Below are 12,576 nucleotides of genomic sequence, written 5' to 3'. Positions count from 1 at the left end.
AGCGAGCGGGGTCGGGCGTGGAGGCCCATCACGCAGGCTCTGCAAGGTCGGGGGATGCGATGCGCTCCACCCGCTGCAGGAGTATGAGGAAGCAAAAGCCCGACAGCACCAGCATCGCCGCGGCGCACAGGATCGCGGCCTTGAAGTCGTGGCCCTGGTCATAGAGGATGCCGGTGAGCAGCGGCGACACGACGCCGCCCGCGGCGCCGAACATCTGCTGGAACGATCCGACCAGGCCCGCCCGCCCTTCCGGCGCGATCGCCGACGGCAGCGCGAGCATGTTGGCGGCCGAGATCGACTGGCCTACCAGCGCGATCACGAACAGAACTGCCGCCTCGTAGCCATCGGTAGCGAACGCCGCAGGCACGATCGCGCCGCCGAGCAGCAGGCCAAGGCCGATCGCGCACTTGCGCACCACCGTCTGCGACATGCCGCGCCCGATCAGCCAGTCGGTGAACCAGCCCGTGACTGGTCCGGCCGCCATCGAGATCAGGAACGGCACCGTGGCCATCCAGGCGATCTGCTCGGTGTCCAGACCGCGCTCCTTGGAGAGATAAGTCGGCAGCCAGGTGGCGTAGATGTAATAGAGGTAGAGGAACCCAAAGTAGCCGACCGAAACGCCCAGCACTGAACGGTTCATCAGCAGCTTGCGTGCCTCGCTCCAATCGATCTTGCGGCTCTCCTGCGAGCTGGGTGCCAGGGCCTGCCGGCTTGGCGCGAAGGCGATCCAGGGGATCAGGAACAGCAGTGAGCCGAGCCCGACGATCACGAACATCTCGCTCCAGCCGTAGGCCATCATCACGTAGGAACCGGCAGCGGTGCCGATCGCCGGACCCAGGCTGACACCCTTGGAATAAATGGCCGTCGCCAGCGCCCGGCGGCGGTCAGTGAACAGCGAAGCCATCACCGCGTGGGCCACCGCGTAGAGCGGCGCCTCGAACACGCCCAGCAGCATCCGGCAGAGCAACAGCACGCTGAAGACGGTCGACAGGCCGGTCATCGCCGAAACGAGCGACCAGCCGATGAAGCCGATCGTGAGAACCCGCTTGGGACCGAAGCGATCCACGAGCCAGCCCGAGGGCAGCTGCGCCACCATATAAGTCCACGAGAACGCGGAAAGCAGCAGACCCAGTCCGGTCCCGGTGATGTGCTGTTGCTCGATCAAGTGCGGAGCGGCGATTGCCAGCAGTACGCGATCGGAGTGGGCGATCGTCAGGGCCAGCCCGACGAGCACGATCACACCCCAACTGCGAAAACCGTCCTTCCTGATCATCCATCATTACCTAAAAGGGAAAGTACGCTTATCGGACATATGTCCGTCATTTAGATCTTTTATTCAGCCTTGCCGTGGTGCTGTCAAGCCTCGCCACAGTGGTCAGGGCTGCCTATCGGGCCTGCGTCACGTCGGCCTTCAGCATCGGCGTCCAGGTGTCAGGATCGAGCGCGACATCTTGCGGTGCAGCGTCGAGCCGGAATGCCAGCTTGGTGTTGGGAGCGTCGATCACCAGCTTGAAGCGGCGCTCGCCGGCAACTCCCGGCAAGCTGACCGCGAGTTCGGTGGGAAGTCGGTAAAGGCCCTGCTTCTGGGTCTGCGTGAACGCCACCTCCAGAACCTTCCTGGTGGGATCGTAACGCCAGGTCCCCTGCACTTGCGGGACCCCGCCGCGCCGCAGCCACTGGTCGAAGAACCACGTCAGATCGTTGTTTTCGGACTCGCATCCACTATCGGCGCGACACGCGTCCTCCATCGCCAGGCGCAAGTCGTCGCTGGTGGCAAGACCGTTGACGTGGCGCGCGTAATAGCTGCGGATGCCCGCCCGGAAGACGCGATCGCCCAGGACGCCGTTCAGTGTGCGCAAGACCATCGCCCCGCCCGCATAAATCTGCGGCGCGTTGCCGAGCACCTCGCTGTCGCGAGCCAGATCCCGGTGAACCACGGTGCTGTCGGGATGCGCCAGCGCATACTTGACCGCGCCGTCCCGCCCGCGACGCAGCGAGGTAAGGAACGTATCATGCCCACGGCTGTGCTCGGTGAAGAGCAAGTCGAAGTATGTCGCAAAGCCTTCGCTCAGCCAGACGTCATCCCATGTCGCTTCGGTCACGGCGTTGCCGAACCACTGGTGCGCCATTTCGTGCGCCATGGCGCGAAAGTCGCCGAAGTAGAAGATCGAGGTCGCCAGCTCCATCGCCCCGCGACCGCCCGTGGCGTCGACGTGAGCCAGCTTTTCGAACGCGTAGGGCCCGATGTAGTCGCTGTAGAAGTCGAAAGCGGCGCGGCTCGTCGCCTCGGCTTGCGAGAGGTCGGCGGCCTGGTTTTGCGGAGCCAGCCACGCGGCAAAGTCCACGCCGCGGACCTGATCGAACCGGGTCACCGTCATCGGCGCGACGCCGAGCGAGAATTGCCAGCTTGGTATCGGTACGGCTTCGCGCCAGGTCGTCGCGCGCAGCCCGCCGGGCAGGTCCGCGACGCGCGTCTCGAGTCCGTTCGAGATCACCTGATAGTGCGACGGGGCCGTCACCGTGACCGTCTTGGTCGCCTTGGCCGAGATGTGATCCACCGTCGCCAGCCAGTTGCGCGCGCGATTGGGCCAGCTGTCCGAGAAGAACACCCGGTCGCCATACTTGTTCTTGCCGATGAACAGTCCGGCCGCCGGGACGCCGTGGTAGGCAAGGTCGATCGCCAGTCGGCCGCCCTTGCGCGACGGCTGCGGCAGGGTCAGGTGAAGGCGATTGCCAATGTGCGTGAAACGCAGTGGCGTGCCGCCCGCCGTCGCCGAAATCATCGTCATACCCCGCCCCACGCCAGGCACGGGACCGCTCCCCGGGCCAAGGTCGGTGTTCTGGCGCTCGGTCGCCTCACAGGGTTCGAGCGGATCGGGCTTGGCCGAGGCCGCGACGACGTTGCACAGATCCAGGTCGATCGCCTTGAGACCGTCGGCGAGGAAGGAGACCTCGACCGTTTCGTTCACGCGAATGTCGTCGCTCTCCTCGGACAGGGCGATATCGAACGCATAGTCTCGCACCTGCAGACCATGCTGGAGCGGATAGCGATCGGCCATGGCCGGCGGAGCGATCGCCAGACTCGCCCCTGCCATCAGCAGGCTCATCATCGTGCGCATCATTCGCCTCCGCTCTTGACCGGCTTGCCGGTGACCCTGTGCACCACCCCGCCTTTCGCCACGAACGAGACGCGCTGCAGGACGCTGATGTCGCTCAGAGGCTCGCCCGGAACCGCGATGACATCCGCGAGCTTGCCGGGCTCCAGCGATCCCACCCGATCGTCGATCCCCATCAGCCGCGCCGATCCCAGGGTGGCAGAAGTCAGGATCTGGGCGACCGTCATCCCGCAGGCAGCCATCGGCGCGAAGGCGGCGGCGGGATTGTACGACCAGTCCGCCCCGCCGATACCGGAACCGAAAGCTACCTTCACGCCGCCACGCACCGCCCGCGCGAGCGTCGCACATTTGATCTGCGGCATGGCCCGCCAGACCGCGTTGCCGCCGGCGGCCCGCCGCGCCGAGATGCTGGCATCGGTGTCGAAGTCCGGGACGTAGTACACACCGCGCCGCGCCATGGCCGCGATGTTGTCCGCATCAAGATAGTCACCATGCTCGATCGAGTCGGCGCCGGCATCGGTCGCGTCGCGCGCGCTTTGCGCCGAACGGGCGTTGACCGCCGCCTTGCGGCCCTGGCGGTGCGCTTCGCCGATTATCGCCCGCAGCTCATCGGGAGTAAGTGTCGGCACCGACTGGACACTGCCGTCGGCACCGAGCCGCGGCCCTCGGTCGGCATAGAGCTTGATAACATCGGCGCCCCGCCCGATCTGCGCGCGAACGGCGCGGCGTCCCTCGTCCGCGCCGGTGATCTGCTCTGCGCCCACGGGCACCGACACACCCGGAGCATAGCCGAGCAAGGGATAGGCCGAGGTCGCAACGATCGCCTGTGTCGCCACTTGCATGCGCGGTCCGGAAACCATGCCACGATCGATTGCATCCCGCACCGCCAGGTCCCCCCAGCCGCCGCCTTCCGCGCCTAGGTCACGGACCGCGGTGAATCCCCATTGCAGCAGCCTTCCGGCATGGCCCACGCCGACGATCGTGCGATATTCGGGAGACGCTTTCAGCAGCTGGGCGTCGTAGTCGCCTTCCAGGCGATCGCTTTCGAGCATGACATGGGTATGCGCGTCGATCAGGCCGGGGAGGCAGGTTTCGCCGCGAAGGTCGGTTTCTCCGGGTCGCAGTGCCGAGCCGTCCGGTTGTATCGAGACGATGCGGCCCTTGTCGGCGACAATCGCGATCGGGCCGCGGCGATGCCCGCCAGCTGCGTCCCACACCGCACCGCAGCGAAGCGCAAGAGTTCCGGTGTCGACCGCAATCCCCGCAATCTCCGGCGCAGCGAGCGCGCGCGTGCCGCCCGGCACAAGTGCTGCGACGAGGACCGCCGAGCAAAGCGCCAAGCGGCGCCGCGTCATCGACGCGGTGCCTTGGCGGCGATCGCCTCGATCTCGACCAGATGGTTGGGCGAGGCCAGGGCAACGACCTGCACCACCGAGCGCGCGGTCGTCTGCGGGTTCTGCGCGGTTCCGAAGAGTTGCTTGAAGCCCTCGTTCATGCCGGCGAAGTCCATCGCCCCGCCTCTCCCCGGATCTCCGACCAGGAAGACGGTCAGCTTGACGACGTCGCTCATTTCATAGCCTTGCGCCTGCAGCGTCTCGCGAATGCGGCCGAGCACCGCCTCGGTCTGCCGCCGGGTGTCGCCGAAATCAGCCGGCGTCGCCGTCTTCGCGGGGTCGATCGGCGGAGCCACCAGCCCGCTGAGGATGAAGAGATCGGAGCCAGCGGACACTTTCACACCGCGCAGGATCAGTGAAGGCGTGGTTTCCGGGATGCGCTCCACCGTCTGTGCGGCTGCCGGGACCGACGCCAGGGCGGCGGCAGCCATCAGGAGAAAACGCAATTTCATGACCATCTCACTTCTTGGGCGGAAGAACGGGGCGGACCCGCAACCTGGTGCGCTTGGCACCTTCGAGCGGCGCGTCCTCCTCGATCAGATCGACGTGGTACTGTCCGTCGCGCAGATATTTGAGGTGCGCGAGAACGGCGGCGAAGCCATTGCGTGCCGCAAGGTCGAGCGAGTAATCGGCCAGCCCCTCGTCGGCCGCCTCGAACGTTCCGCCATCCAGGGTGATGAACGGCCAGTCACCCATCTTGCGCTGGCGATCGGCGTCCGACACGCCGATCCTGCGGTTGCCCAGCAGCTCGCCCGAGTCCGGGTCGTTGTAGAACAGCATCGTGTCGCCGCTGACTTCCATCGGCTCCAGGTGCGGACCGTAGCGATGTCCCCACCGGCGGAAGCGATCGTAGTCGCGCAAGTTGCCGGCATGGGCGACCGGGTCGCTGGAGACCTCGCGCGCCATCGCATCGTGCAGCGCCAGCGCCGCCTCGGTCCACTCCGGATAGCGCGGATCACGCGGCATCTGGAACGACAGCGAGTACCAGCCGCGCCGGAAGCTGTAAGTCGGCGCCTCGGTGGCCGCATAGCCGGAGAACGGCCGCACCACCTCGTGCGAGGAGGCGCCATGGGCGTTGAGGTAGATGTCGGGCAACCAGCGGCGCCATAGGTTCGGCTCCACCGAAGCCTCCGACGATTGCATGCCCGAATACATCACGTCCCGGCCGATGGCATTGAGGTATCCGGGCTGCGCGATGTCGTAAGGCCGCGTCGCCCGGATCTTGCCAGCCAGCGCCGCGCCGTCGGGGTTCATGACCGGCAGGATGGCGACGTTCACCTTGGCGGCGATGTCGCGGTAGGCCGGGTCGGTGGCGAGGTCTTCGGCCAGCTTGAGCATGTAGCTGGTGGAGGACGGCTCGTTGCCGTGCTGGCGACCGACCAGCATCAGCGACGGCTTGTACGCGGAAAGCTTGGCGGTCGAGACCAGCTCGCTCGGCGTCGACGCGGTGATTTCCAGCACCGAGATGTCCCGCCCCTCGTAGGATGCGCCCGCCTTGTAGGCCGCGACACCGGGATAGCGCCCCAGCTCGCCGACGATTGCCTCGGCTTCTGGCGGATCGATGATGTGGTCGTACGTGACGAGCGGCTTGCCGCCTGCTTTCGCCAGCTTGCGCGGCGAGGACGGCTTGGCGCCGTCCACATGCACGAGCGATGCGACGCGAGCTGGCGCGCCGGAGCTCTCGACCGTCAGAGTGACGCGGTCGACATGATCGAACGAAAGCGCATCGCGGTAGAGCCCGGCAGCATGGAGCCCGGCCAGCGCCACGACCGCCTGCTCGGCCTGGGTCGCCGCGCCCGGGTCGCCGACCGCGACCCGCAAACCGAGTTCGCGGACACCCTCTGCCCCCGTCACGATCCGGGTCACACGCGGGGTTTCCACCTTCACCGCGTCGAGCGGGCGCGAAACCGTGCGGCGGCCGGCGCCGGAGCCATAAACCACATCGATGCGGCTGCCGGCCGCGGCATTGCGCGTCAGCACGAAACGCGCCCGCGTCGGCTTCGTCGCTGTCGCCTCTACCAGCGGGATCACCCGGACCCCGCCCGCGATCCCCGCCTGGCGCAGGAAGGTGTTGGTGATCATGTAGAGATCCTGGCTCAAGCCCTCCAGCGTCGAGATGTGCTCGCCCTCGCCGATACCGTAATCGGGCTCGCTCATGGCGATCGACATCTTCAGGTCGCGGTACATCGGCTGGGGCCCGCTGGCGGCCGCGCTCGCCTTCATGGTGTCACGCAGCCTGGGGAGGACCTGCTGCTGGTAATGGTCCCAGAACGTATCGAGATCGGTCGGCAGCCGGCGGTCGAGCACAACCGCATCGTTCACCGACGCATGGATGTGCCCGGTTTCCGCCTCGAGCTTGGCGTAGCCCGGAAGCGCTTCCAGGAACTCGCGGTCGACCACCGAAGGGTCGAACGACGCCGAATAGACGACGCGCCCGGACGCGTCGGTCGCCTCCAATGCATAGATTGTTGGCGCGTCCTCGACCTGCTCGATCGCGAACGCTGCAATCGGCATGCCGAGCTCGCGATGGAAGGCCTCGTCCGCGGGGTAGAGCGCCTTGATCCACTGCGTCGGCATGGCCTGGAAGCGCGCGGTCGCGGACGGATTGTGCCGCGCCGCCCTCACCTTGATGCGTACACCGGTGACACCGCGCGCCTTCAGCTGCGGCAGGACGTCCTCGACCAGCCAGAAGTAGCCCTGCTTGTATGCCGACCGCACCTTCACTTCGGCATGGGCAGCGCCCGCTTGGGACAGCTGCGCTTGCGCTTCCTTCGCCAGCTGCGCACGGATCTCGGGACCTTCGTTGACGCGCAGTTCCAGCGTGACACTGGCGCCCGGCTTGACCTTTGGCAGTACCTCGGTCCGTAGTGCCGCACGGACGGCGTCGCCTTCCCAGCCGAGCGTGACCGCCTCGTCGAAGACGTTGACCGGGTCGGACACGGCCTGCGCCGTCACCGCCACCGACGTGCCGGGCAGTGCCTTGCGCATTGCCCCTGCCAGGTATGTCGAGAGGCCAGCGTCGGGTCCGTCGAGGTAAACCGTCGCATCGACCTTCCCCGCCGCGGCGCCGGAGCCGATCTCGGCCGCGATTGCCTGCGCGGCCTGGACGGCGCGGGCTGCTTGGCCGGCGGGAGTGCGCGCTGCAAAGAAGTCGGTCGCCTGCGCCCTCGCGTCCGCGAAGGTGGGAGCACCGGGTCTCATGTCCCACAGGTAGGGCAACCTGCGGCTCAGGTGTTCGGCGGCCGCAGCGGTACCCGCCGCGTCCGCACCACGCACAACTGTCGCGGTCGCCGCCCCGAATGCCCGGGGGACGATCTCTATCACGCCAAGACCGGGCGCTGCGTCGACCTGGCCGAGCTTGCCGGCTGCGACCAGATCACCCACCAGAAGATTGTCGCGTCCCACGAGGATCGGGCTCGGCTCGGTATCCGGCTGAGCGACGTCGGCGTCCAGCTTGGCGATAGGCAGGGTGATGCCGGTCGATTCGAGTCCAAGCCGCGCCGCGATGTTCGCAGCACCCAGGGCGGCGATGGCATCACCACCCAGGATCACGCTCGTCTCGGTACTGTCGGGCGTCAGGTCCTGGTAGAGATCGCCGAACCAGCCATCGATCGTATAGGCGTCGGCCAGATCGAAAGGCTTGCCCACGGCAGGGGGCGCCGGCATGCCATAGCTGGTGCCGCCCCCGCCCGGCGTCATGCCGTCGTGGAAGGCGCGGTAGAAATTCATCCGCCTGCCGTTGCTGCGAGAAGGCGCAACTCCGGCCGTGCGCACCGGTGTGGGTGGCGGCGCGGTCAGAGCGCGCCAGTTGGGACCGACGCGGTGCACCGTCGCGGTCTGGGCCGCCGGGCCAGTTCCCACCGTGAAGTCCAGCACTGCCGCCGGGCCGAAGTCGAGCACGCCCACCTGCCCGCCCAAGCGATGCGCCGCGTCGAGGTCACGCAGGGCCCGCGCAGCCGCCGCCTCTTGATCCGGCGCGACCGTGACTTGCAGACCGACTACCGCGATGCCACGCCGATCGTTGTCGACGACGATCCGGGTGACGGCGGCTGAAGCGGATCTGAGCTCATGCTGCTGCAGGAAGGCAACGGTCTGCGCCTCGATCGCGGGCAGCGCGATGCCTGTCATGTTCCACAAGCGCGGGAGGCGCGCGGCCAGTTCGACCGATGCCGCGGCGGTGCCCGCGTCGTCCACACCCACCACGACGATCGCCGACGACGTACCGATGGCATCGGGCACCAGCGCCACCAGCCCTTGGCCCGGCGCCAGTTTCGACAGATCGAGCCGCCCACTCGCGACAAGATCGCGAACGAAGCGGTTCTGCCGGCCCACCAGAATCGGCAGCGACGAGGCCTGCCGCCTCGCGTCATCCTTCACCACGAACGACAGCGTCGCCGCCGTGGTCTCGTATCCCAGCCTCCCGGCGATGTTCGCCGCTGCCTGGACATCGCGCAACGAAGGCTGCGCGGGCACGATCACTTGCGCAGTGACCACGTCAGGCAGATCGTCGCCGTTCGTATCCCGGACGCTGCTGCCGATCGCCGCAGAGAGCGAGGTCAGCGTCGGCGTAGACGGCTGTGGAGCGGCTACAGCAGTGCCGGGGAGATGGTAGAGTGCCGCCGCGGACAGCAGCAGCCGATGCATCAAGCGATATCTCACAGCATGCTCCATGCCTGTCGACGGCACTCTATTCGGGTTTGTTGCAAGTCGCTCTAGAAACCGATCCTTGCGTTGACGCCGATCGTGCGCGGGCGGCCGACCAGCTCGAACGGCACCGCGCCTGCGACGCGGTTCAGCACGTAGCGCTCATCGAACAGGTTGGTCGCGAACACGGCGGCCGACCAGTTTTCCGAACCGACGCCCAGGCGAGCGCTGACCAGCGTGTAGGGATCCATCAGCACCGCCGAAGCACCGGCCGAGCGATAGAGGTTCCAGCGGCTGCCGACGTGGTTCACTTCGCCGCGAACGAACGCGTTCACGCCTTCCGCCACCGGCCGACGGTACTGCGCGCTGGCATTCCACGACCACTTGGCCACTTGCGGCAGTGGATCGCCGGCCGAGACGCCGCGAGCACCCGGAGCGGGCTCCTTCAACTTGGCGTCGGTGTAGGACACCGAGCCGGTCAGGGTCAGGCCGTCCAACGGCTCGACCGAACTCTCGACCTCCAGACCCTTGATCCTGGCCTTGCCCGCGTTGCTGACGAAGCCGGAGTTACAGGACAGCGTGATCGAGGTCTGAATGTCCGACCAGTCGGTGTAGTAGGCCGCAGCATTCAGAGTCATCTTGCGATCGAACAGCGTGTTCTTCGAACCGATCTCATAGTTCCACAGCTTGTCCGGACCGTACGAGGTTGGGAACGTGCTGTAGCCCAGCGACGCGAGCTCGGCGGCGCATGCCGAGCGCAGGCCGTTGCCGGTCGGCGCGCCATTGCGATAACCTTGCGCGGCCTGAGCGTAGACCAGGTTGTCCTTCGTCACCTTGTACTCTGCCAGATACTTCTGCTGCGCCTGAGTGGTCTTGGACTTCTGGATCGACGAGGTCGCCCCGCCGTTCAGGATGCCGCTGGCAAAGGTCGTGGTCGTCTGCTCTACGTTGAACACGCGCAGACCAGCAGTCAGCGCGAACTTCTCTGTCGCATTGAAAGTCAGCTGACCGAAGCCGGCAATCTGGCGGGTGCGGTATTCCTGGTCGTAGGTATAGAATGCCAAGCCGTTCGTGCGCGCCTGGACTTGCGGCGCCTTGGTGAAGTCGTACGTTTGCAGCAAGTCGGTGGTCGCATCCGAGTAGAAGCCGCCCAGCACGTAGTCGACGCGATTGCTCCCCACCGACGCTACGCGGACTTCCTGCGTGAACAGCTTGAATTCATTATCGGAAATCGAGCCCAGGCCATCATTGCCGGTCGGACCCACGCCGATCAGGCGCGGCAGCAGGGCGCGGAACTGGGCCGTGTTGTCGGAACCCAGCTGCAGGCTCTTGTCGAGATAGTTCGTGGCCGAGATCAGGGAAACCGTGTCGAAGTCCTGCTGCAGCGTGAGGCTGAACAGCTTGGCGTCCGACTTGGTGTAGGCCTGGTAGTAGCGGCGCGTCTGGTAGTCGGGCAGCGCCACGTCGTCCTGCGGCTGCGCGCCCAGGTCTTCCTTTTGCCACAGGACGCCCAGGGTGATGCTGGTGTCCGGACCCGGCTGATACCGAAGCTGCCCGCGAAGGTTCTTTTTCTCGATATCGTTGACGTTCTTGCGGCCGAGCTGGACATCGTCGATCCAGCCGTCGTCCTTGCGGTAACCGGCCGACACGCGCAGCGCGAGCTTGTCCTCGAGGATCGGTACGTTGACCACGCCATCGATACGGCGATTCCAACCACCATGAGCGACGTCGCCGATCGTTCCCTCGACCGCGCCTTCGATCTCGTCGAGCTTGGGCTTCTTGGTGATCACACGGACGGTGCCGCCCATCGAACTGGCACCGTAGAGAGTGCCCTGCGGCCCACGCAGCACCTCGACGCGATCGATGTCGTAGACATCGGGGTCGAGAGTGCCGAAGAAGCTTTCGGTGATCGGAGCCTCGTCAAGGTAGATGCCGGCGAGCGGATCGCTGGCGCTACTGCCGTCAGACACCCCGCGGATGGTTACCCGCATGCCGCCCAGGTTGCCGGCCTCGGAGAAGTTCACGCCCGGAAGCGAAGTGAGATAGTCGCGGAAGTCCTGTGCGCCCTTGGCCTGAATGGCCGCGGCGTCGAGCACGCTGATCGCAGCCGGCACATCCTGAACGCGCTGGGTGCGCCGCAAGGCGGTGACGACGATGTCGCCGTTCGTCTGGTTTGCGCCGTTCGCTTCCGGCGCAGGCCCCGCGTCGGTCTGCGCCCTGGCCGGCGTGATCGCCGACATGGTGGCTGTCAATGCAGTGACCGCCATCAACGTCCGCCGGGAATTGAATTTCCTCATAGTAGCCACCCCTTTGTGTGTTTTGCTCGACCAGCGTCCAGCTGCGCACTCCTCCTTTCGCAAAACTGACACATGCAGGAATAATGTCAATATCATTACATTTGTCCGATGAGCGACCATATCGAGTGACTTCATAGAAAGTCATGGTCGATCTGTCCGAAGAGCGAACTTGTCGACGAAGTTTGCACATGCAACAGAACCACCGTCGTTCAGACCGGGAGCATTGATCATTGACGAAGCTTCGTGAATCCGACGCGGTGCAGCGGCGCGAGAGTGGCCGAAGCGGTGACTTCCTTGAGGTGCTCGCGCGCGCAATCCGCGTCATGGAAGCGATGGGCGCCGGCGCCTCGGCCATGTCTATCAGCGACGTCGCGCGCCTGACTGACTTGCCCAAGCCCAGCGTGCGCCGCGTACTGCACACCTTGCGCGACCTCGGCTATGCCGAATCGGTTGGGCGAGCCTTTCGGCTCACCCCCAAGGTAGTACGCCTCGCAGCCTCATTCCTGGGTGCGAATGGCCATGCCAGGATCCTGCAGGAAGCCTGTGACCGCCTCAGCGAGCAAACCGGCCAATCCAGCCTCGTGGCCGTTCTCGATGGAGACCAGATCCTCGTTATCGCCTACGCCTTGCCGGAAAGCTTGATGGCCCCTTTCCGCGGGATCGGTTCGCGGATCCCGGCGATCGCCTCCGCGGCTGGCCGCGTCCTGATGGCTGCGCTCGCCCCGGGCGATTTGGCTGCGCTGATGGCGCGGATCGAACAAAGTTCCGCGCTGCGCGACCTTGGCGGTGACATGGCGCAGGTCAAAGCACAAATCCACGCCGCGCGTGAGCAGGGCTACAGCACGTCCGACGACGAATACGTGATCGGATGGCGCACCTTCGCCTGCCCCCTCTATCGCTACGACGGAGAGTTGTTCGGCGCGATCAGCTTGAACTGCAAAAAGAGGGCCGATCTGGACGAAGTGACGTTCCAGAACCTCGCAGCGCAATGCGCACAAGCCGCGAGCGACCTTCAACCGCTGCTTGTCTAAAACATTATCGTACGCCAATCGGACGAATGTAATATTATTGACATGGGCGCGGGTTGGCGCTGTGTTGGTGCATCGACCGGCCACGAAGTGCTCT

General features: G+C 65.9%; 7 protein-coding genes. 1 reads left to right on the top strand and 6 read right to left on the bottom strand.

Going from position 1 to position 12,576, the window contains the following annotated elements:
• Nucleotides 1-28: 28 nt before the first annotated feature.
• The 6 genes from HNO88_RS22200 to HNO88_RS06230 form a co-directional block, all read right to left on the bottom strand.
• Nucleotides 29-1,273, bottom strand: a complete 1,245-nt coding sequence (locus tag HNO88_RS22200; protein ID WP_246381232.1) for an MFS transporter — start codon at nt 1,271-1,273, stop codon at nt 29-31.
• A 112-nt stretch (nt 1,274-1,385) separates the two neighbouring features.
• A complete protein-coding gene (locus tag HNO88_RS06250; RefSeq protein ID WP_184243231.1) occupies nt 1,386-3,122 on the bottom strand; it encodes a M1 family metallopeptidase in 1,737 nt (578 codons plus the stop codon).
• Nucleotides 3,119-4,471 carry a metal-dependent hydrolase family protein gene (locus HNO88_RS06245; RefSeq protein ID WP_184243230.1) on the bottom strand — a complete coding sequence of 451 codons (1,353 nt, stop codon included), beginning with the start codon at nt 4,469-4,471 and terminating at the stop codon, nt 3,119-3,121. Before HNO88_RS06245 ends, HNO88_RS06250 begins: the two co-directional genes overlap by 4 nt.
• Nucleotides 4,468-4,962 (bottom strand): RidA family protein, encoded by a 495-nt coding sequence (locus tag HNO88_RS06240; protein ID WP_246381231.1) that lies wholly within the window; start codon nt 4,960-4,962, stop codon nt 4,468-4,470. Before HNO88_RS06240 ends, HNO88_RS06245 begins: the two co-directional genes overlap by 4 nt.
• Before the next feature lie 7 nt (nt 4,963-4,969).
• Nucleotides 4,970-9,169 carry a M14 family zinc carboxypeptidase gene (locus tag HNO88_RS22825; RefSeq protein WP_184243228.1) on the bottom strand — a complete coding sequence of 1,400 codons (4,200 nt, stop codon included), beginning with the start codon at nt 9,167-9,169 and terminating at the stop codon, nt 4,970-4,972.
• A gap of 53 nt (nt 9,170-9,222) precedes the next feature.
• The gene (locus tag HNO88_RS06230) at nt 9,223-11,394 is read right to left on the bottom strand and encodes a TonB-dependent receptor (RefSeq protein ID WP_184243227.1); all 2,172 of its coding nucleotides are present in this window, start codon (nt 11,392-11,394) and stop codon (nt 9,223-9,225) included.
• A 287-nt stretch (nt 11,395-11,681) separates the two neighbouring features.
• On the opposite strand from HNO88_RS06230, the gene HNO88_RS06225 reads away from it, so the two are divergent.
• Entirely contained in the window at nt 11,682-12,482 is an 801-nt protein-coding gene (locus HNO88_RS06225; RefSeq protein WP_184243226.1) for an IclR family transcriptional regulator domain-containing protein, read from the top strand.
• Nucleotides 12,483-12,576: the final 94 nt, after the last annotated feature.

The sequence above is a fragment of the Novosphingobium chloroacetimidivorans genome, assembly GCF_014204535.1.
GTDB lineage: Bacteria > Pseudomonadota > Alphaproteobacteria > Sphingomonadales > Sphingomonadaceae > Novosphingobium > Novosphingobium chloroacetimidivorans.
This window is presented reverse-complemented; position numbering and strand designations above follow the sequence as displayed.

Bases quoted from the DNA above. Each gene is read 5' to 3' on its own strand.
- HNO88_RS06250 (WP_184243231.1), bottom strand. From the start codon at position 3,122: ATGATGCGCACGATGATGAGCCTGCTGATGGCAGGGGCGAGTCTGGCG.
- HNO88_RS06230 (WP_184243227.1), bottom strand. From the start codon at position 11,394: ATGTCGGCGATCACGCCGGCCAGGGCGCAGACCGACGCGGGGCCTGCG.
- HNO88_RS22200 (WP_246381232.1), bottom strand. From the start codon at position 1,273: ATGATCAGGAAGGACGGTTTTCGCAGTTGGGGTGTGATCGTGCTCGTC.
- HNO88_RS06245 (WP_184243230.1), bottom strand. From the start codon at position 4,471: ATGACGCGGCGCCGCTTGGCGCTTTGCTCGGCGGTCCTCGTCGCAGCA.
- HNO88_RS06240 (WP_246381231.1), bottom strand. From the start codon at position 4,962: ATGAAATTGCGTTTTCTCCTGATGGCTGCCGCCGCCCTGGCGTCGGTC.